Annotated in this window: 15 protein-coding genes, 1 rRNA gene and 1 pseudogene (1 of these 17 only partly in view); 10 read left to right on the top strand and 7 right to left on the bottom strand. The window is 67.0% G+C overall.

What is annotated here, in order from left to right:
* Positions 1-5: 5 nt before the first annotated feature.
* The 3 genes from rbbA to NH8B_RS13330 form a co-directional block, all read right to left on the bottom strand.
* Positions 6-2,747: a ribosome-associated ATPase/putative transporter RbbA gene (gene rbbA / locus NH8B_RS13340; RefSeq protein ID WP_014087767.1), complete on the bottom strand. Its 2,742-nt coding sequence runs from the start codon at positions 2,745-2,747 to the stop codon at positions 6-8.
* Entirely contained in the window at positions 2,744-3,904 is a 1,161-nt protein-coding gene (locus NH8B_RS13335; protein ID WP_014087766.1) for an HlyD family secretion protein, read from the bottom strand. The genes rbbA and NH8B_RS13335 overlap by 4 nt, the downstream gene beginning before the upstream one ends.
* A gap of 273 nt (positions 3,905-4,177) precedes the next feature.
* A complete protein-coding gene (locus NH8B_RS13330) occupies positions 4,178-4,843 on the bottom strand; it encodes a GntR family transcriptional regulator (RefSeq protein ID WP_014087765.1) in 666 nt (221 codons plus the stop codon).
* 184 nt (positions 4,844-5,027) lie between these two features.
* Here NH8B_RS13330 and NH8B_RS13325 point away from each other — a divergent pair, with 184 nt between their 5' ends.
* The 7 genes from NH8B_RS13325 to tcuB all read left to right on the top strand — a co-directional run bounded on the left by NH8B_RS13325 (position 5,028) and on the right by tcuB (position 14,535).
* Positions 5,028-6,365, top strand: a complete 1,338-nt coding sequence (locus NH8B_RS13325; RefSeq protein ID WP_014087764.1) for a glutamine synthetase family protein — start codon at positions 5,028-5,030, stop codon at positions 6,363-6,365.
* 216 nt (positions 6,366-6,581) lie between these two features.
* Positions 6,582-7,940: an aspartate aminotransferase family protein gene (locus NH8B_RS13320; protein ID WP_014087763.1), complete on the top strand. Its 1,359-nt coding sequence runs from the start codon at positions 6,582-6,584 to the stop codon at positions 7,938-7,940.
* A gap of 344 nt (positions 7,941-8,284) precedes the next feature.
* Positions 8,285-9,382: a 4-oxalomesaconate tautomerase gene (locus NH8B_RS13315; RefSeq protein WP_014087762.1), complete on the top strand. Its 1,098-nt coding sequence runs from the start codon at positions 8,285-8,287 to the stop codon at positions 9,380-9,382.
* Between the two features lie 29 nt (positions 9,383-9,411).
* Positions 9,412-10,752, top strand: a complete 1,341-nt coding sequence (dctA, locus tag NH8B_RS13310) for a C4-dicarboxylate transporter DctA (protein ID WP_008954561.1) — start codon at positions 9,412-9,414, stop codon at positions 10,750-10,752.
* Positions 10,753-10,982: 230 nt separating this feature from the next.
* Positions 10,983-11,909 (top strand): LysR family transcriptional regulator, encoded by a 927-nt coding sequence (locus tag NH8B_RS13305; RefSeq protein ID WP_014087761.1) that lies wholly within the window; start codon positions 10,983-10,985, stop codon positions 11,907-11,909.
* A gap of 78 nt (positions 11,910-11,987) precedes the next feature.
* Positions 11,988-13,391 carry an FAD-dependent tricarballylate dehydrogenase TcuA gene (tcuA, locus tag NH8B_RS13300; protein ID WP_014087760.1) on the top strand — a complete coding sequence of 468 codons (1,404 nt, stop codon included), beginning with the start codon at positions 11,988-11,990 and terminating at the stop codon, positions 13,389-13,391.
* The gene (gene tcuB / locus NH8B_RS13295) at positions 13,378-14,535 is read left to right on the top strand and encodes a tricarballylate utilization 4Fe-4S protein TcuB (protein ID WP_014087759.1); all 1,158 of its coding nucleotides are present in this window, start codon (positions 13,378-13,380) and stop codon (positions 14,533-14,535) included. The genes tcuA and tcuB overlap by 14 nt, the downstream gene beginning before the upstream one ends.
* 173 nt (positions 14,536-14,708) lie before the next feature.
* Here the strand turns inward: tcuB and NH8B_RS13290 are convergent, their stop codons facing one another.
* The 4 genes from NH8B_RS13290 to NH8B_RS13275 all read right to left on the bottom strand — a co-directional run bounded on the left by NH8B_RS13290 (position 14,709) and on the right by NH8B_RS13275 (position 19,027).
* Entirely contained in the window at positions 14,709-15,602 is an 894-nt protein-coding gene (locus NH8B_RS13290; RefSeq protein ID WP_014087758.1) for a transporter substrate-binding domain-containing protein, read from the bottom strand.
* Between the two features lie 167 nt (positions 15,603-15,769).
* Positions 15,770-16,111 carry a YfeK family protein gene (locus NH8B_RS13285; protein WP_232503467.1) on the bottom strand — a complete coding sequence of 114 codons (342 nt, stop codon included), beginning with the start codon at positions 16,109-16,111 and terminating at the stop codon, positions 15,770-15,772.
* A 26-nt stretch (positions 16,112-16,137) separates the two neighbouring features.
* Positions 16,138-17,733: a phospholipase D family protein gene (locus NH8B_RS13280; RefSeq protein WP_041702982.1), complete on the bottom strand. Its 1,596-nt coding sequence runs from the start codon at positions 17,731-17,733 to the stop codon at positions 16,138-16,140.
* Between the two features lie 382 nt (positions 17,734-18,115).
* Entirely contained in the window at positions 18,116-19,027 is a 912-nt protein-coding gene (locus tag NH8B_RS13275; protein ID WP_014087755.1) for a LysR family transcriptional regulator, read from the bottom strand.
* A gap of 121 nt (positions 19,028-19,148) precedes the next feature.
* On the opposite strand from NH8B_RS13275, the gene NH8B_RS13270 reads away from it, so the two are divergent.
* The 3 genes and pseudogenes from NH8B_RS13270 to NH8B_RS13265 all read left to right on the top strand — a co-directional run.
* Positions 19,149-20,141, top strand: a complete 993-nt coding sequence (locus NH8B_RS13270; RefSeq protein ID WP_014087754.1) for a bile acid:sodium symporter family protein — start codon at positions 19,149-19,151, stop codon at positions 20,139-20,141.
* A 72-nt stretch (positions 20,142-20,213) separates the two neighbouring features.
* A pseudogene (locus tag NH8B_RS21395) lies at positions 20,214-20,294 on the top strand (bifunctional ornithine acetyltransferase/N-acetylglutamate synthase); the annotation flags it as partial.
* 442 nt (positions 20,295-20,736) lie between these two features.
* Positions 20,737-20,744, top strand: a 16S ribosomal RNA gene (locus tag NH8B_RS13265) (it continues 1,528 nt past the right edge of the window).

Here is a 20,744-nt window from a genome sequence, read left to right as displayed (position 1 = left end):
GGACCCTATTTCTCCTGCTTGCGCAACAGCAGCAGGCTGAGGGTGGTGAGCGCCGGCGGGAACAGCGCCAGCGCGAGGAATTGGCTCGCCAGCTCGGCAAAGCCCAGCGACTTGGTGAAGACGCCGCGGCTGATGGTGAGGAAATAGCTGGCCGGGAAGCACTGGCCGATCCAGTAGCTGGCCCCCTCCAGCGCGCCCACCGGGGTGGTGAAGCCGGAGAACTGCACCGTCGGTAGCATGGTGAGAATGGCGGTGCCGAACAGCGCGGCGATCTGGGTGCGGGTGAAGGTCGAGGTGAGCAGACCGAGCCCGGTGGTGGCGCTGACGAACAGCAGGGCGCCGGCGCTCAAGGCGAGGAAACTGCCCTTGAGCGGCACGTCGAAGAGGAACACCGCCTCCAGCACCAGCCCGAAGAAACTGCCCATCGCCAGGGCGATGTAGGGCAGCTGCTTGCCCAGCAGGAACTCCAGGCGCGACAAGGGCGTGACGTAGAGGTTGGTGATGGAGCCCAGCTCCTTCTCGCGCACCACGCCCAGCGCCATCAGGATGGAGGGAATCAGCACCAGCAGCAGCGGCATCACCGCCGGCACCATGGCGTACAGGCTCTGGTAATCCTGGTTGTAGCGGTAACGCACCTGGATGTCAGCCGCCGAGGTCACGGTGGTGCCGCTGCTCTGTTGTGTCAGCTCGTGCAGGTAGTGCGCGTGCATCCCTTCCACGTAGCCGCGGATGGTTTCGCCGCGGAAGGGCATGGCGCCGTCGACCCAGGCGGCGATCTCCGGGGCGCGGCCGCTGCGCAGATCCTTGCCGAAGCCGGGGGGGATTTCGAGCGCCAGCGACAGCTCGCCGGAGCGCATGCGGCGCTCGAGGTCGGCGGCGTCGAGCACGGCGGGGCGCTCGACGAAGTAGCGCGAGCCGGCGATGTTCTGCACGTAGGCGCGGCTTTCCGGCGTCTGGTCCTGGTCCAGCACGCCGAAGCGCAGCCCCTCCACGTCCATCGAGATGCCGTAGCCCAGCACGAACATCAGCAGCAGCGAGCCGAGCAGCGAGAAGGTCAGGCGGATCGGGTCGCGCCGCAGCTCCAGCGTCTCGCGCAGGGCGACGCCCAGCATGCGCCGGAGCGAGAAGGCGCCATGGGACGGGGAGGGCGCCGCCGGGCTGGCCGGTGCCGCCTCGTCCGCCACCGCCGGCAGGCTCGCCTCCACGCTCTGGCGCGTGGCCTCTTCGAGGTAGGCGATGAAGGCCTCTTCCAGCGTGGCGCTGCCCCTGGCTGCGCACAGGGCCGCCGGGGTGTCGCTCGCCAGCACCCGGCCGGCGTGCATCAGCGAGACCCGGTCGCAGCGTTCGGCCTCGTTCATGAAGTGGGTCGAGATGAAAATCGTCACGCCGCGTTCGCGCGCGAGTTCGATCAGCAATTGCCAGAATTCGTCGCGTGCGACCGGGTCCACCCCGGAGGTCGGCTCGTCCAGGATCAGCAGCGCGGGCTCGTGCACCACCGCCACCGCCAGCGACAGGCGCTGGCGGATGCCCAGGGGCAGCGCGCCGGCACGCTCGGCGAGGTAGGGGGCGAGGCCGAAGCGCTGGCAGAGGGCGTCGAGGCGCGGCTGAATCGCGCTGGCGGCGAGCTGGAACAGGCGGGCGTGCAGTTCCAGGTTCTGCTGCACGGTGAGCTCGCTGTACAGCGAGAAAGACTGCGACATGTAGCCGACCTGGGTGCGCGTGTCCAGGTCGCGCGCATCCAGCGGCTTGCCGAACAGCCGCGCCTCCCCGGCGCTGGGCGGCAGCAGTCCGGTCAGCATCTTCATGGTGGTGGTCTTGCCGCAGCCGTTGGAGCCGAGGAAGCCGAAAATCTCGCCGCGCCGGATGCGGAAGCTGACGTCGTCGACGGCGGTGAAGTCGCCGAAGCGCTGCGTCAGCCCTTCCGCCTCGATGGCGTAGCCGGTGTCCTGCGGCTGCCGCGGCGGGATGACCAGGCTGCGGTGGGCGCGGCGGCGGTCCTCCGGCAGCAGCGCGATGAAGGCTTCTTCCAGCGTGTCGCGCCCGGTCCGGGCTTTCAACTCGTCCGGTCGTCCGCTGCCCAGCACGCGCCCGGCGTCCATCGCCGCCAGCCAGTCGAACTGTTCCGCTTCGTCCATGTAGGCGGTGGCGATCAGCACGCTCATGCCGGGACGGCGGCGGCGGATGTGCTCGATGAGGTGCCAGAACTGGCGCCGCGACAGCGGATCAACCCCGGTGGTCGGCTCGTCCAGGATCAGCAGGCTGGGGTCGTGGATCAGCGCGCAGCACAGCCCGAGCTTCTGCTTCATGCCGCCGGAGAGCTTGGCCGCCGGGCGGTCGCGGAATTCGGCCAGCCCGGTGCTGTGCAGCAGCTCGGCGATGCGCGCCTCCCGTTCCGCGCGCGCCTGGCCGAACAGGCGGCCGAAGTAGTCGACGTTCTCGAACACCGACAGGGTGGGGTAGAGGTTCTTGCCGAGCCCCTGCGGCATGTAGGCGATGCGCGGCTGCACCCGGCTGCGCTGGCGCGCGCGCGTCATGTCGGCGGCGTCCAGCACCGCGACCGAGCCGCCCTGGACGCGGCGCGCGCCGGCCAGGATCGCCAGCAGGGTCGATTTGCCGACGCCGTCCGGGCCGATCAGCCCCGCCATGCAGTTGGCGGGAATCGCCAGAGCGACGTCGTCCAGCGCCAGCGTCCTGCCGTAGCGGTGGGTCAGCCCGGCCACCCGGGCGACGCTGGGCGGCGTGTTCATTGCGGCAGCTTGACCTGCAGCCGTTCCGGCCATTGCGCCTCGGGCGAGAGCGGCACGTAGGCCACGCCCGGCAGGCCGGTCTTGACCCGCTCCAGGAAGCGCTGCAGCAAGGCCGGGTCGATGCGCACCTTGACGCGGAACATCAGCTTTTCGCGTTCGGTGCGGGTTTCCACCTCGCGCGGGGTGAACTGCGAGCGCGGCGCCACGAACGACACCTTGGCGGGGATGACGTACTGCGGCGCGGCGTCCAGCACGATGCGGGCGTCGCTGCCCACGGTGACGCGGCCGGCCTGTTCGGTGGGCAGGAAGATGGTCATGTAGACGTCGGTCAGGTCGAGCACGGTGAGCACCTTGCCGCCCGCCGCCAGCACCGCGCCCGGCTCCACCAGGCGGTAGAGCACGCGCCCGGCGATGGGGGTGCGCAGGGTGTTCTCGTCGAGGTTGACTTGCATCTGCTCGACCCGCGCCTGGGCGACGGCCACCGCCTGCTGCGCGGAAGTCACACGGGCCCGCGCCGCGGCGATGCCGGCCTCGGCCTCGGTTTGCTGGGCCTGGGTGGCGGCGATGGCGGCCTCGGCTTCGGTGGCGCCGGCGCGGGCCGACTGCCGCGCGGCTTCGGCGCTCTGCAGCGTGGCGCGGTCCTGGTCGAGTTTCTGGCTGGAGACGAAGCCCTTGGCGGCCAGTTCGACCGAGCGCGCCAGAGTCTGGCGCGACAGCGCCAGCTCGCTGTCGCGCTGGCTGACGGTGGCCTGCGCGCGCCGCGCCGCTTCCTGCGCCTGGCGCACCTGGGCCTGAATCCGTCGCGCGGCCTGCTCGGCCTGGAGCACCTGCGCCTCGGTCTGCCGCGCGTCCTCGCGCGCCTGCTGCACCAGCGCCTGGGCCTGGCGTAGCTGGGCCTGCAGTTCCTGGGTGTCCATGCGCGCCAGCACCTGGTTGGCGCTGACCAGATCGCCTTCCTTGACCATGACTTCGGTGAGGTGCCCGGGAATCTTGGTGGCGATGTCCACTTCGGTGGCCTCGATGCGGCCGTTGCCCGAGGCCAGGTCGGCCGGCAGCGTGTTGCCGTGCAGTCTCAACCAGCCGTAGCCGACGGCGAGCGCGGCCGCCAGCAAGGCGAGTGCAATGAAGAGCCCCTTCCTGTTGCCGTACTTCGCCACTCGTGAGCACTCCTGTTGGGCCTGTTATCCGGTTGCCGCCGGGGGGGGGCCGCCGCGTCTTGGCGGCAGCCGCGATGAGGCGCTTGGCGGTGTTTCCCATTGTGGCGCTACGCGGCCGGCATGGGGTTGATGCAGCGCAATGCCGGGCGAGAACAGATTGCACCGTGATGGTGTAGGTATAGGTGAGCGCGATGGGGGGCGGACAGGGCGGTCGTGCCGGCTCGAGTTGCCGCCGGCGGAGGGCGCGGGCCAAACCGGCGGCGCGGGCGGGCGTCAGCCGGCGGGCGAATCCGCCGCGCACAGCTGGCGCAGGTAGCGTCCGGCGCTGCGCAGGTCCTCCGCGATGGCCGCGCGTACGCCCTCGGCGTCGCCCGCCAGCAGCGCCGCGACCAGGGCGCGGTGGGCATCGTTCATGGTCTTCCACACCGCCAGGTCCTGGTGCAGCTGGTTGGAGATCGGGCCGACGTAAAGCCACACCGTCTCGATCAGCGACAGCAGCAGCGGCGAACCGGCGGCGCCGTAGAGCAGCCGATGGAAGCGCTCGTTGGCGTCGAGGTAGGCCTTGACGTCGTCGGCGGCGATCGCCGCGTCCATGGCCCGGCACAGCGCCACCAGCTCCCGGCGCGGTTCTTCGGCCAACCTTTGCGCCCCCAGCCACGCCGCCTCGCCTTCCAGCAGGATGCGGTTGTGCAGGATGTCGTCGAATTGCGTCACCGTCAGGCGCGGCACCATGACCCCGCAGTTGGGGACGTTCTGCAGCGCCTTTTCCGCCGCCAGGCGCTGCAGCGCGGCGCGCACCGGCATCGGGCTGACCCCCAGTTCGTCGGCCAGCGGCGCGATCTTCAGCCGCTCGCCCGGCAGCCAGCGCCCCAGCATCAGCCAATGGCGCAGCGTGTCGTAGGTTTCGTCTTGCAGGGTGGAGGCGTTGCGGGTCTTCATGTCGGCGGCTGGCGGTCTGTGTTGCGCCAGCATACCAGAGAGGGCGGCACGAAGACCGGAAATTTGATCAAATGTTGACTTTGATATTTGATCAAATCTACGATGGCGGCACCCACGGCATTCTGCCGGGGTTTTCTGTTTGCAAGGACGGGAACCAAAGGACGCGTACCAGAGGAGAACGACCATGAACGAAACACTGGCCAGCTTCATCCGCGAGCACACCATCCACGAGGTGGAGTGCGTGATCCCGGACATGACCGGCGTGGCGCGCGGCAAGATCGTGCCCAAGGCCCTGTTTCTGGCCGAGGACAGCATGAAGATGTCGAAGGCGGTGCTGACCATCACCGTGAACGGCGAATTCGCCGAGTTCGAGCGCTTTGCCGGCGCCAACGATCCGGACATGGTGTGCCGCCCGGACCCGTCCTCCATCCGCCTGGTGCCGTGGGCGATCGAGCCGGTGGCGGTGGTGATCCACGACTGCGAGGATTTCGACGGCCGCCCGGTGGGCATCTCGCCGCGCGCGGTGCTGCGCCGCGTGCTGAAGCTGTACGAAAACCGTGGCTGGCGCCCGGTGGTGGCGCCGGAGATGGAGTTCTACCTGATCCGCCAGAACACCAACCCGCACGAGCCGCTGCGCCCACCGCCGGGGCGCGCCGGCCGCTCCGAGGTGGGGCGACAGTCGTTCTCCATCGACGCCGTCAACGATTTCGACCCGTTCTTCCAGGAGTTGTCGTCGTTCTGCCAGGCGGCCAGGCTCAACGTCGAGACGCTGATCCACGAAGTGGGCGCCTGCCAGATGGAGATCAACTTCAGCCACGGCGACGCCCTGGAGCTGGCCGACCAGGTGTTCCTGTTCAAGCGCGCGGTGCGCGAAACCGCCTACCGCCACAACATCTTCGCCACCTTCATGGCCAAGCCGATGGAGGGCGAGCCGGGCAGCGCCATGCACATCCACCAGAGCATCGTGGACCGCGACAGCGGCGACAACCTCTTCTCCAACCCGGACGGCAGCGCCAGCGCGCTGTTCTTCCAGCACATCGGTGGCATGCAGCACTACCTGCCGCAGGCGATGCCGATGTTCGCCCCCTACGTCAACAGCTACCGCCGCCTGAGCCGGCACACCGCGGCGCCGATCAACGTGCGCTGGGGCTACGACAACCGCACCTGCGGCATCCGCATCCCGCCGTCCGGCCCGGCCGCGCGGCGCCTGGAAAACCGCCTGCCGGGGGTGGACGTCAATCCCTACCTGGCGATGGCGGCGACGCTGGCCTGCGGCTACCTCGGCATGGTGCACCGGCTGGAGCCGTCGGCGCCGATGAGCGACAGCGCCTACGACATGGACTACGAGCTGCCGCGCAGCCTGGAAGACGCGGTGGAACGGATGCAGGACTGCCCGGAGCTGGCCGAGATCCTGGGCGAGGAATTCGTGCAGGCGTTCTGCGCGGTGAAGGAAAAGGAATTCGAAACCTTCAACCGCGCCATCACCGCCTGGGAACGCGAGCACCTGCAGCTGCACGTGTAAGAACCTGCTGACGGTCTGCTGCGCGTCGGCGCTACGGCGCGAGTTCGATTCAGGGAGGCGCATTGACTCCATGTCCATTCCGCGCCCCCCGGTTTTCGCCTGGTCTCGCTCTCGCTCGCTGGATCGTCAACAGGTTCTCCACGCCTCGCCGAATGAATTTTCGGGTTGCGGACACGGTTCGCCGCAACCCGCTCAAGACACGACCAAGGAGGCCTCATGGCTACCCGTCACGGCATCAACTGGGACAAGGCGCTGGCGCTGTACGCCGCCGAGCGCGACGCTTTCATCGGCCGCATGCCGCGCTCCTGCGAGCTGTCGGCCGCCGCCGCCAACCATCTGCTGTTCGGCGTGCCGCTGCACTGGATGGACGACTGGTCCACGCCGTTCTCGCTGTACGTGGCGGCGGCGCAGGGCGCGCGCTTCCGCGACGTGGACGGCCACGACTACGTCGATTTCTGCCTCGGCGACACCGGCGCCATGTTCGGCCACAGCCCCAAGCCGGTGGCCGCGGCCATCGCCCGCCAGGCCGAGCGCGGCTACACCGCCATGCTGCCGAGCGAGGACGGGGTGTGGGTGGCCGAGGAGCTGGCGCGCCGCTTCGGCCTGCCGTACTGGCAGTTCGCGCTGTCGGCCTCGGACGCCAACCGCTTCGCCATCCGCTGGGCGCGGGCGATCAGCGGCCGCCGCAAGGTGCTGATCTTCAACGGTTGCTACCACGGCACGGTGGACGACGTGTTCGTCGACCTGGTGGACGGCCGGCCGCAGACGCGCGACAGCCTGTTAGGCCAGGTCTACGACATCACCCAGCACACGCGCAGCGTGGAATTCAACGACCTGGCGGCGCTGGAAGCCGCGCTGCAGGACGGCGAGGTGGCCTGCCTGCTGGCCGAGCCGGCCATGACCAACATCGGCATGGTGCTGCCGCAGCCGGGCTTCTGGCCGGCGGCGCAGGCCTTGTGCCGGCGCTACGGCACGCTGCTGCTGATCGACGAAACCCACACCATCAGCAGCGGCCCCGGCGGCTACACCCGCGCCCACGGCCTTGAGCCGGACCTGCTGGTGGTGGGCAAGCCGGTGGCGGGCGGGGTGCCGTGCGCGGTGTACGGCTTCAGCGCCGAGCTGGCCTGGCAGGCCGAGGCCGCCAAGCGCAACGCGCCGCCGGGGCACAGCGGCATCGGCACCACGCTCACCGCCAACCTGCTGGCGATGGCGGCGATGCGCGCCAACCTCGCCGAGGTGATGACCGACGACGCCTACCGTTACATGTTCGGCCTGGCCGAAAGGTTGGCCGAAGGGCTGCGCCGCGTCATCGACGCGCAGCGGCTGCCGTGGTGCGTGACCCGGATCGGCGCGCGCACCGAGTTCCAGTTCGCCGCCGCACCGCCGCGCAACGGCAGCGAGGCGGAGCGGATGCTCGACAGCGAGCTGGAGCACATCGTGCACCTGTTCCTGCTCAACCGCGGCCTGCTGATCACGCCGTTCCACAACATGATGCTGGTGTGCCCGGACACCACGCCCGCCGAGGTCGACCGCCTGGTGGCGGCGTTCGCGGCGTTCGTCGCGGCGGTCAGGTAAGGCCAAGGTTGGCCGAAGCAGGGCGCTCTGATGGCGGTGACGTGGCGGAGCGCCCGGCGCTGGCCGGCCGTCCCCGCTTCCGGGACCGCTGCAAGGCCTTGCAGCGGTTGACCGGGGCGTTGGCCTGCGCATGCGATGCTGCCTTCGTGCTGGTTGGCTAGTCCGATAACTGCACCCAATTTCAGTCAAATTCTGACTTTTACGGCGAAAATTCGTATCGACAACCCGGTTGCAATGAATAAATGACCAAAATGCAATAATTAAATAAATAAATGCATTTAACTTTATGGCGGCTTTTCACCACAATCCAATCACTGATTCAACGCCTGTGGTGGAGCCAATCCATGTTGACCCCGATTCCCTGCCTCCTGATGCGCGGAGGCACTTCCAAAGGCCCGTTCTTCCTGGCCGACGACCTGCCGGCCGATCCGGAAACGCGCAACGCCGTGCTGCTGTCGGTGATGGGCTCGCCCGACCTGCGCCAGATCGACGGCATCGGCGGCGGCGACTCGCTGACCAGCAAGGTGGCCATCGTCAGCCGCTCGCAGCGCCCCGGCATCGACGTCGATTACCTGTTCGCCCAGGTCTCGGTCAGCCAGCGCGCGGTCGATACCAACCCCAACTGCGGCAACATGCTGTCCGGGGTCGGCCCCTTCGCCATCGAGCAGGGGCTGGTGCCGGCGACCGACCCGGTGACGCCGGTGCGCATCTTCAACGTCAACACCGGCAAGGTGATCGAGGCGCTGGTGCCGACGCCGAGCGGCGAAGTGACCTACGAAGGCGAAGTGCACATCGACGGCGTGCCCGGCGCCGCCGCCGGCATCGTGCTCAACTTCCTGGACGCCGCCGGCGCCAAGACCGGCAAGCTGCTGCCCACCGGCCAGGCGCTCGACATCGTGGACGGCATCGCGGTGTCCTGCGTCGACTTCTCCACCCCCATCGTGCTGGTGGCGGCCGCCGACCTGGGCATCAGCGGCCACGAGAGCAAGGCCGAGCTCGATGCCAACGGCGCACTGCTGGCCCGCCTCGAAGTCGTGCGCCAGGCCGCCGCGCGGCGCATGGGGCTGGGCGACGTCAGCGCCAGCGTGTTGCCCAAGATCGCCGTGCTGGCCGCCCCGGCCAAGGACGGCAGCATCAGCTCGCGCTATTTCACCCCCTGGGCCTGCCACGCCGCCCATGCCGTGACCGGAGCGTTGTGCGTCGCCGCCGCTTGCCTGATCCCCGGCTCGGTGGCCTCGCGCCTGGTGCGTAGCCGGGCCGATCAGCCCGACCGCATCGCCATCGAACACCCGTCCGGCCAGCTGGAAACGCAGGTCGATCTGCAAGCCGCGCCGGCCGGCGAGCCCCCGGTGATCCGCCGCGTCGGCATCGTCAGAACCGCCCGGCCCCTGTTCAGCGGCCAGGTGCTGATTCCCGGAACGGTCTGGAAAAAAGCCGGCTGAACCGACAAGAAAGAGAGTGAGGAGACATCATGCAAGCCAAAATTTTTAAATCCCTGTACCTGCAGGTGATCATTGCCGTCGTGATCGGCATCGCCTTCGGTCACTTCTTCCCGAGCCAGGGTGCTGCGCTCAAGCCGTTGGGCGACGCCTTCGTCAAGCTGGTGAAGATGATGATCTCGCCGGTGGTGTTCTGCACCATCGCCATCGGCATCGCCTCGCTGGGCGACAAGAGCCAGCTCGGGCGCATCCTGGGCAAGACCCTCGGCCTGTTCCTGGTGCTGACGCTGCTGGCGCTGGGCTTCGGCCTGGCGGCGGTGAACGTGATCCGTCCGGGTGCGGGGATGAACATCGACCCCAGCCAGCTCGATACCAGCGGCATTGCCAAGTACACCCATAGCGCCAAGGGGCTCAACGCCGTCGATTTCTTCATGCACATGATCCCGGACTCGTTCGTCGGCGCCTTCACCCAGGGCGAGGTGCTGCCGGTGCTGCTGCTGGCAGTGCTGACCGGCTTTGCCCTGTCGGCCGCCAGCGGCAAGGGCGGCGACAGACTGCTGGCCTGGCTGGAGGACATGTCGCAAATCCTGTTCCGCGTGTTCAACTTCGTGATGAAGGTGGCCCCGATCGGCGCCTTCGGCGCCATGGCCTTCACCGTCGGCAAGTACGGCGTGCACTCGCTGGCCTCGCTGGGCCAGCTGATCCTGACCTTCTACGTGGCCTGCATCGGCTTTGTGGTGGTCGTGTTGGGCGGCCTGTGCCGCTTGAGCGGGTTCAGCCTGTGGCGCACGCTCAAGTACTTCCGTGAGGAGCTGCTGGTGGTGCTGGGAACGTCTTCCACCGAACCGGTGCTGCCGCGCGTGCTGCAGAAGCTGGAGAAACTGGGCTGCAGCAAGGGCGTGGCCGGTTTCGTCCTGCCCACCGGCTACTCCTTCAACCTGGCCGGCACCGCGATCTACCTGTCGCTCGCCAGCCTGTTCATCGCCCAGGCCTGCAATATCGATCTTTCCTGGCAGCAGACGGCGATCATGCTCGGCATCATGCTGCTGTCCTCCAAGGGCGCGGCCGGTGTCACCGGTAGCGGCTTCGTGGCGCTGGCCGCCACCCTGGTGGTGGTGCACGACATCCCCCTGGCCGGTATCGCGCTGCTCTTGGGCATCGATCGCTTCATGTCCGAAGCCCGCGCGCTGACCAGCATCATCAGCAACATCGTGTGCTCGCTGGTGGTCGCGCTGTGGGAGAAGGCCTGCGACCGGGAACAACTGCTGGCGGAACTGTGCGAGCCAAGCCCCTTGGTGGAAGCGGTGGCGGAGGAGGCCGAGCCGCAACTGGAGGGGTTCACGGTGGCGGAAGGGCTGTCGTTGAAGTCCTGAGTGATACGAGGTCTGCGGGCCGGCTCCTGGGAGCCGGCCTTTTTCATTGCCGCGGCAGCGGTCGTGGAACGGCGCCTCATGCCCGGCTCGCGCCGCCACGATGCCCCCGGCGCGCTCCCGCCCCGGGGGCTCGGCGTGGCCGAGCTATCGCTGGCCCCGGTTTTGCGCCTATGCTTCAGGCGGCCGTCTTCGGCCAACCTTCTTCGGCCAACCTTAGCGATGGGAGAGAGATGGAGCTTCGGCAGTTGCGTTATTTCGTCAGCGTGGTGGAGCAGGGCAGCATGGGCCGCGCCGCGCTGGAACTGGGCGTCGGCACCTCGGCGCTGAGCCAGCAGATCAGCCGGCTCGAGGGCGAACTCGCCACGCGCCTGCTGCAGCGGACGTCGACCGGCGTGATTCCGACCGACGCCGGCCTTGCCTTCTGGCGCCAGGCGCAACTGGCGATCCGCCACGCCGACGACGCCGTGCGTGCCGCGCGCCTGGCGCGGCTGTCCGGCCACGTCAGCATCGGCATGGCGCCCAGCACCTCGGCGCTGCTGGGGCTGCCGTTCATGGCGGCGATGCGCGAGCGTTATCCCGACATCCGCCTGCACCTGGTGGAGAGCCTGTCCGGCAACCTGGCCACTCTGACCGGCGCGCGCCAGCTCGATCTCGCCATCCTGTTCCAGGTCGACCGCACCCAGCGCTGGAGCGTGCAGCCCTTGCTCGAGGAGCGGCTGTTCCTGATCGCCCCGCCCGACATGCCGGGCCTGCCGGCGCCCGGCCCGCTGCGGCTCGACCAGCTGGGCGCGCTGCCGCTGATCCTGCCGAGCGGGCCGCACGGCCTGCGCGCGCTGCTCGACGCCGCGTCCGCCCACGGCCGGCTCGACCTCAACATCGTGGCCGAGATCGACGGCCTGGCGCTGCTGATGGACGCGGTGCGCGCCGGTTACGGTGCCACCCTCCAGCCCGGCGCCGCCATCGCCCGGCTGCGGCACGAAGCGCTGACCCTGATCGAGATCGTCGACGCCACGGTGCGCCGCCCCAATCTGCTGGTCAGCCTGTGCGACGACGAGCTGTCGCCGGCCGGCCTCGCCGCGCGCGTGGTCCTGGAGCAGGTCGCGCGCGGCCTGGTCGAGCAGGGGCGCTGGCCGGGCGCCACCCTTCACGAACGCTAAACACCCCTTGCCGCAACCGGTCTGGCGACCGCTCGTGCCACTCTCTACAGTCTCTCCATCACCAGGGAGACTGTATCGATGTTCGATGTTGTTGTGATCGGCGGCGGCAACGCCGCCCTCTGTGCCGCACTGATGGCGCGTGAGGCGGGCGCCTCGGTGCTGCTGCTCGAAGCCGCCCCGCGCGCATGGCGCGGTGGCAATTCCCAGCACACCCGCAACCTGCGCTGCATGCACGACGCGCCGCAGGATGTGCTGGTCGAAGCCTATCCGGAAGAGGAATACTGGCAGGACCTGCTGCGCGTCACCGGCGGCCTCACCGATGAGGCGCTGGCGCGGCTGGTGATCCAGGCCTCGTCCCACTGCCGCGACTGGATGCGCCGGCACGGCGTCCACTTTCAGCCATCCTTGTCCGGCGCGCTGCACACGGCGCGCACCAACGCCTTCTTCATGGGCGGCGGCAAGGCGCTGGTGAACGCCTACTACCGCAGCGCCGAGCGCCTCGGCGTGCAGATCCGCTACGACGCCGCGGTCGATGCGCTGGAGCTTGAGGATGGCCGCTTCGTCGCCGTTCGCCTCGGGGAGGAACGCATCCCGGCTCGCGCCTGCGTGCTCGCCGCCGGCGGCTTCGAGTCCAACCGCGAGTGGCTGCGCGAAGCCTGGGGCCAGAACGACAACGGCGAATGGCCGGCCGACAACTTCCTGATCCGCGGCACGCGCTTCAACCAGGGCACGCTGCTCAAGTTCATGATCGACGCCGGCGCCGACACCGTGGGCGAGCCGTCGCAATCGCACTGCGTGGCGATCGACGCGCGCGCGCCGCTCTACGATGGCGGCATCTGCACCCGCGTCGACTGCGTCTCGCTTGGCATCGTGCTCAACCGCCACGCCGAGCGCTTCTACGACGAGGGCGAGGATTTCTGGCCCAAGCGCTACGCCATCTGGGGACGCCTGGTTGCGCGGCAGCCCGGGCAGATCGGCTACTCCATCATCGACGCCAAGGCCATCGGCCGCTTCATGCCGCCGGTGTTTCCCGGCGTCAAGGCCGACACCCTGCCCGAACTGGCGCGCCGGCTCGGGCTCGACGAGACGGCCTTCGTGCGCACCGTGGCCGACTACAACGCCGCCTGCCGCGTCGGCCGCTTCGACCACACCGTGCTGGACGACTGCCACACCACCGGACTCACCCCGGCCAAGACGCACTGGGCGCGGCCGCTCGACACCCCGCCGTTCTACGGCTACGCGCTGCGGCCCGGCATCACCTTCACCTATCTCGGCCTCAAGGTCGATGCGCAGGCCGCGGTCCATTTCGGCGGCGAACCCAGCCCGAACCTGTTCGTGGCGGGCGAGATGATGGCCGGCAACGTGCTCGGCCAGGGCTATCTCGCCGGTATCGGCATGTCCATCGGCACCGCCTTCGGCCGCATCGCCGGCACTCACGCGGCACGGGCCGCACGACAAGGGACGCACCATGAAGCAGCTTGATGTCTTGATCCGCGAAGCCGGCCGCTTCGATCTGGCAACGCCGGTCAGCGCCACGCTTACCGACAACGAGGCCGAAGTCGGCCGCGCTATGCAGATCTGCAACGCCTGCCGCTATTGCGAGGGATTCTGCGCCGTGTTCCCGGCCATGACCCATCGGATCGAATTCGAAAAGGCCGACATCCATTACCTCGCCAACCTGTGCCACAACTGCGGCGCCTGCCTGCACTCCTGCCAATACGCGCCGCCGCATGAGTTCGCCGTCAACGTTCCGCAGGCCATGGCCAAGGTGCGCGGCCAGACCTACAGTGACTACGCCTGGCCGCCCGCGCTGGGCGCGCTCTACCGCCGTGCCGGGCTGACCGTGGCGCTGGCGTTGGCCGGGGGGCTGGCGCTTTTCCTGATGCTGCTGCTCGGCCAGCCGAGCCTGTCCTTGGCCGGCGGCTTCTATGCCGTCCTTCCGCACAACACGCTGGTGCTGTTGTTCGGTAGCGTGTTCGGCTTCGCGGTGCTGGCGCTCGGCATCGGCGTGAGGAAGTTTTGGCGCGACGTCTCGCCCGGCGCCGCGAGCACTCCGGCCGTGGCCGAGGCCACGCACGACGTGCTGCGTCTGACCTATCTCGACGGCGGCCACGGCGAAGGCTGCAACAACGCGGACGACGCCTTCACCCTGTGGCGCCGGCGCTTCCACCATGTCACCTTCTACGGCTTCATGGCCTGCTTTGCCGCCACCGCCGTCGCCACCCTCTACCACTACCTGCTGGGAATGTCGGCGCCTTACGCCCTGACCAGCCTGCCGGTGTTGCTGGGAAGTATCGGCGGGGTCGGCTTGCTGATCGGCCCGGCCGGCTTGCTGTGGCTGAACTTGCGGCGCCACCCGGCGCAGGGCGATGCCGCGCAAAAACCGATGGACCGGGGTTTCATCGCCTTGCTGCTGCTCACCAGCGCGACCGGCCTCGCCGTGCTGGCCGGGCGCGACAGCGGCGCCATGGGGGTCCTGCTCGCCGCGCACCTCGGGGTCGTGATGGCGCTGTTTGCGACGCTGCCCTACGGCAAGTTCGCGCACGGCATCTACCGCTCGGCGGCCTTGTTGAAGTGGGCGATCGAAAAGCGCCAGCCCAACCGGCTGCAACTGGGGTCGGACTGACCATCAACCCATGGCGGCGGGCCCGGTGCGGCCGTGGCGGGGAAGGCAGGAGAGGGGTTTGCTGCTTCGCCGGTGCCGGCGGAGCATGCGGGTGATCGAGGCGGCGTCAGGTTGTTTGGGCTGGCGGTGGCCGGCTGTGCCCGCCCGCCGCCTTGCCTGTCGCGGGGGAGTCGCTACTGCGCCGGCTTGTCGCTGAGCGCGCTGAGGTTGGCCTTCAGCTGTGCGCCCATCGGCATGTTCAGATTCATGCCTTTGGGGGGGATCGGGGATTCGAACCACTTGCGGTAGAGCCGCGTGAATTCGCCCGATTTCATCAGGCGGGCGAGGGTACCGTCCACCAGCGCCTTGAACTCGGGATCGTCCTTGCGCAGCATGCAGCCGTAGGGCTCCACCTGCAGCGCGTCACCCACCACCTCCAGTGAATCCGGGTTCTTGGCGTTCGCTTTCAGGCCAAACAGCAAGATATCGTCGAGCGCCAGCGCCACTGCCTGATCGTTTTCCACCAGTTGCAAAGCGTCGCCGTAGTCCTTGCCCAGGACGAACTGCATGTCGAGGTGGTTGTCGGCGTTGTACTGGCGGATGACCTTCTCGTTAGTGCTGCCCGCCGTCGAGGCCACGGTCTTCTTGGCCAGGTCGGCATAGCTCGTGATATGGGCGGTCTTCTTCGCCAGCAGGCGCGTGCCGGCATAGAAGTGGCTGATGGCAAACGCCACGTCCTTGCCACGCGCCGCGTTGTTGGTGGTCGAACCGCACTCCAGGTCGTAGGTGCCGTCCACCAGCAAGGGGATGCGGTTCTGCGAGGTGACCGGAATGGCGGCCACTTCGAGGTTCGGTATTTTCAGCTTCTTGCGCACATCGTCGACGATGGCGTTGGTCAGGTCCACCGAGAACCCCACGGCCTTGTCCGAGCCCGGCAAATAACTGAAAGGCACGGCGGCTTCACGGTAAGACACGGTGATCTTGTTGCTCGCGGCCACCTTTTCCAGTGTGGACGCCGCAACAGCCGGCAGGGCGCAGACCAGGCCGGTGGCGATCAAAGCAGTCGTCATGAGTTTCTTGGTCTTCATGTTTTTCCTTTCTGTTGGATGGACTGCTCCAATGGAGGTGCGCTCCTCATTTTCTGGATGACAGCAACGGTTCCGAATCCGATGCAGTCCAGATGACTATAGAAGGGGGCGTGGCGGCGATGCCTGCTGCGGGACAGCTTTGTTTGACGCAGCGCAAGTGTTTGGTTTTAGTGATAGGTCCGAAGCCGCACCAGCTCTTCGTGCAGCCATTGCCGGCTTGTCACGGTCGCCCCGCCGTTGCACCGTACCTGGTACGGTTGGCCGCTCAGACTGCTTGCCGTGGCGGCCCGCTCGATAAAGTCCTCGGTGGTCGTGATCAGGTTTCGCGCCACCAAATAGCGGTATTTGTCGCGTATATGCGCCTGCGCCGTTTTGGCGTCGTGCCAGGAGCCATTGCGATAAAACTGGCAGCCGGAGCCTTCGATATAGCCGAGCAGAAAACTCACTTCCATTTGCACCGCGGCGGGGGGCTCCGCACGCGCCGCGGGCGGCCATAGCAGCCCCAGCATCAATACCGCCCCGGCGTATCTCGGTTTCATAGTTCCTTGTCCAGTGGCAACAGAGAAAGGGTATGGGCCTTGATTCTTTCCTCGGCGTTGCGGGCCGGCTCTTCGTCGTACTCAACGGCCTTGCCGTTTTCCTCGGTGCGCCACGCCAGACCGGGAGCCTTCCCCGTTTCGCTTGGCCGCAGTGTCAGCCGGTAGGAGTTGACCGGCTGCACCATGGCGTCAAAACGCTGGGCAATCTGCCGGGCGAGGGCGGGGCTGTCGATGATCAAGCCTATCTCGGTATTGAGATGCATCGAACGCTGATCGAAATTCATCGAGCCGATGAACACCTTCCGGCGGTCGAAGACAAACAGTTTGGCGTGCAGCGAATAATTGCCGAAACGGGAGATCGCCGCGCTCTGGCCGCTGCCTTTGGCGTTTCCCAGCAACGATCGCACCTCGTACAGCTCCACACCCTGCTCGAGCAGGGGCACCCGGTAATGCATGTAGCCGGAATGAGCCAGCAATACGGTGGTCGATTCGAGCGAATTGGTCAGTATCCGCACCCGGACGTTGCGCTGGCGTAGCTGTTTGAACAGGCGCATGCCTTCGTTCCCGGGGATCAGGTAGGGCGTCACCATCAGTAATTCGGATTGCACCGCAAGCGTCGTGTTGGCCACCGGGCGCTGCATCAGCTGCCCTACCATCGCGCCCTGCACCACCTTGCGCTTGTCGGGGCTGTCGTAGACCAGTTGCGCCGGAGCCCAGGTCAGCGGCAAGCGGCCGGAGACCATCCCCTCAAAGGGCTCGCCAGTGGCTACCCGCCTGACGTAGTCGACACCACTGGCTTTCAACTCCTGATGCTGCTCGTTCAAGGCGTCGCGATGCTCATTCAATTCGGCATGCGAGGGTTTCTTGCCGGCCAGTGCCGCAACCGGGATCGACAGCGGGCTGTTCCAGTACTCATCGAAAGACCTCGAGAGCTGCGGGACGATAGGGCCGGCGGCAAAGACGTCCTCGTCGGCGAACTGGGACTCGGGGTTGATCTGAAAGTATTGATCGCCGATGTTGCGCCCGCCAAGTAGCGCCATGGCGTTGTCCACGACCAGCAATTTATTGTGCATCCGGTAGTCGAGGCGGGAGGCGTTGAACATGAACTCGATGGATCGGAACAGCTTCGAATGGCCGCGGTACGTGAACGGGTTGAAGAGACGAATCTCGACCGAAGGATGGGCGGCGAGACGGGTAATCTGCTCGTCCCCAGCCTCCGTTTCCGCATCGTCGATCAGCACGCGTACGCGTACCCCGCGATCGGCCGCGCGCAGCACCGCTCCGGTCAGCAGCCGGCCCGTTTCATCCCCACGGAAAATGAAGTATTGAAGGTCGAGAGAGCGTTCGGCGGCGTTGATCATCTGCATGCGGGTCAGAAAGCCGTCGGCGCCGACCGGGATGATGCGAAAACCGGAGTGGCGGGCATGAGCCCGCGCCGCCTGGTCAAACAGCCGGCCAAGCCGGGTCTCCTCGGGGTGAGCCAGCGCCGTGGAGGCGGTTTTGGCAACATCCGACCCCGGTGGCAGCGAACGGCAGCCTCCGAGGATGGCGACCATCAGTACGACAAGCACAAGCTGGAGCCGGTGGATCATCACAATACTCCCCGCCGCTCCGGGAACAGGCAAACCTGTCGGTTGCCAGGTCACGCCTCCGTCACCGCCCTGGCGGGAAAGCGGACCGTGGCGTCACCTCTCCGGCGGGGCGGCCATTGACGTAGAGGACTCCGGATTCAAGCGGTAGCTGCAACCGCGGGGTGAAGTTATTTGGCAAGTGTTTTGTAGTGTAGTTTTTTCCTTGGGCACGCATGCCATTTCCGCGTCACCGTATCCAGCCGGGCCGGTGTTCGGCTGACGGCGACAAGCATATTGCTGTACTGCAGAGCGAAAGGGCTGCCGAGCGCCTGTGGTCTCCGTCCGAATAAGGCCCAGCCCCTCGGGACGGGCTGCCTCCGCACGGGCGGCAGAGCCCGCCGCCTCACGGCCAGGCGCGGCTGGCGGCAAACTCGGTGGCCACCTCACGGATCAGCGTCCATACCGTTTCGGCCAACGGCGACAGCGAGCGGTTCTTGCGCCGCACCAGCATCAGCGAGCGCTCGACGGCGGGGGTGAGCGGCCGCACCACCAGATCACTGGCTTCCGGCAAGGGCAGCGCCAGGATGGGCAGCACGCTGATGCCGATGCCGGCCTCGATCATGCGGTACACGGTGGTGGAATGGCCGAGTTCCTGCGCCACCCGCATGCTCACCTGCTGCTGGGCGAATGCCTTGTCGATGAGCGGCCGGCTGCCCGAGGCGTAGTCGAGCAGCACCAGCGGCTCGCCGGCGAGTTCGCCCCAGGCGACCGACCCGGCGGCGGCGAAGCGATGATCGGCCCGGCAGACCAGGCAGAACGGCTCCTGCAGGATGGTCTCGCAATACAGGTCGTCGGCACCGAGCGGGTCGATGATCACTCCGAAATCGACCTCCCCGCTGCGCACGCTGGCGAGCACCAGCTGCTGCACCTGGTCGCGCAACATCAGCGACAGCTTGGGGTAGCGCTCGGCGCTGCGGGCGATGCAGGAGGGCATCAGGTTGGCCGAAATGGTTGGGCTGGCCGCCACCCGCACTCGTCCCTGGCGGGTTTCACCCAGCTGGCGGGTTTCGGCGAGGCAACCTTCCAGTTCGTCGAGCAGCCGTTCCAGCGTGCCGGCCAGATTTTGCCCGGCTTCGGTCAATGCCACGTCGCGGGTGGTACGGTCGAGCAGCTTCAGGCCCAGCTCCCCCTCCAGCTCGCGCAACGCGTGGCTGACCGCCGGTTGCGACAGGCCGATCGCGTCACCGGCGCGACTGAAACTGCGGTGCCGGGCAACGGCAAGGAAGGTACGCAATTGGCGCAGAGAGATGTTCATGCAGAAATTGAATGAATTGATCAGATAAATCCATTTGAATTCTATATCGGCTGGCAGCAAAAATAACGCCAATGAATGGAGGGCAGCGTTTGCTCTCGCAAGCGATCATCAGGAGCACCCCGTGGCACGACCCCGTTTCCTCCCAGACAACTTCACGCTGGCGCTGGTCATCACCGTGCTGCTGGCCACGTTCCTACCCTGCGAAGGCCAAACCGCCGTGGTATTCGGCAAGGTGACCTATGCCGCGATCGCGCTGCTGTTCTTCCTGCATGGAGCGAAGCTGTCGCGTGAAGCGGTGATCGCCGGGGCAACGCACTGGCGGCTGCACCTGCTGGTGTTCGCCAGCACCTTCATCCTGTTCCCGGCGATGGGCTTTGCACTCAAACCCATCCTGTCCCCGCTGGTGACGCCGGACCTCTATCTGGGCGTGCTGTTCCTGTGCGCGCTGCCGGCCACGGTGCAGTCCTCCATCGCCTTCACCTCGATGGCGCGCGGTAATGTCCCGGCGGCGGTGTGCAGCGCATCGGCGTCAAGCCTGATCGGCATCTTCCTGACCCCGCTGCTGGTCAGCGTGCTGGTGGTATCGCACGCCGGCGGCGCCACCTCGTGGCACTCGATCATCGACATCATGGTGCAACTGCTGCTGCCCTTCCTGGCCGGCCAGGTGGCCCGACGCTGGATCGGCGGCTGGGTGGAGCGCAACAAGACGATGCTGCGTTTCGTCGATCAGGGCTCGATCCTGCTGGTGGTGTATACGGCGTTCAGCGAGGCCGTCATCCAGGGACTGTGGCACAACACCCCGGTGAAGGCGCTGGCCGGGCTGCTGGTGGTCAACGGCGTGTTGCTGGCGCTGGCGCTGTTCGCGACACGCACCGCGGCGCGCAAACTCGGTTTCAACAAGGAAGACGAGATCACCATCGTCTTCTGCGGCTCGAAGAAGAGTCTGGCAAGCGGTATCCCGATGGCCAACGTGCTGTTCGCCGGCCACGCCGTAGGCGCAATCGTGCTGCCCCTGATGCTGTTCCATCAGGTGCAGCTGATGGTGTGTGCGGTGCTGGCACAACGCTACCGGCATCGCCCGGAGAGCCCCGTGGCGGTCAAGCAGACCATTTGAACCTCGCGCATTGATGGCAAGCCCTCGCGATCGCACCGTCCGGGGCGGGCTTCCGGGTCACCCCAGCCAACCCAAGGCCAGGCCAGCGCGACCGTCTGGACATGCGACTTCTCCTACGACTACGTGCGCATCAACGCCGACTACCGTAGCTGAAGGTGGTCCAGGTTGGCCGAAGCCCGGCCCACCCGCCAGAAATGGCACCCACCCAGCAAAAAGCCGGCGATTTCGCCGGCTTTTTGCATTTTCAGCGCGGTGCCGGCGGGCCGGAAGCGGCGCGGCGGGCGGGTGGTGGGTGGCGATTGCAAAAAATGTCTATCGGGTAAGTTGTTTCTATTCAGCGGTTTGCATGCTGATTTTTGCGGGGAGGCGCTTTTTTTGGTGTTTTTCAGCAAAAAGGCGTTGACGGGGAGGGGGTCGGGGCGTATAGTTCGCCTCCTCAGCTGACGCAGCGACGGAAACGACGCAGTCAGCCCCGCTCTTTAACAAACAGAATAACCGATAGGTGTGAGTGCTCGGCAAAGCCGACACTTGCACTGCAAGACAGGAAATACCTGATATTTCTTTGATCTTGCGTGCCAAAAATTGCTATGAGATTGAACTGAA

Source organism: Pseudogulbenkiania sp. NH8B (genome assembly GCF_000283535.1).
Lineage (GTDB): Bacteria > Pseudomonadota > Gammaproteobacteria > Burkholderiales > Chromobacteriaceae > Pseudogulbenkiania > Pseudogulbenkiania ferrooxidans.
Note: the sequence above shows the minus strand (reverse complement) of the source record. Positions and strands in the feature narration are given on the sequence as shown.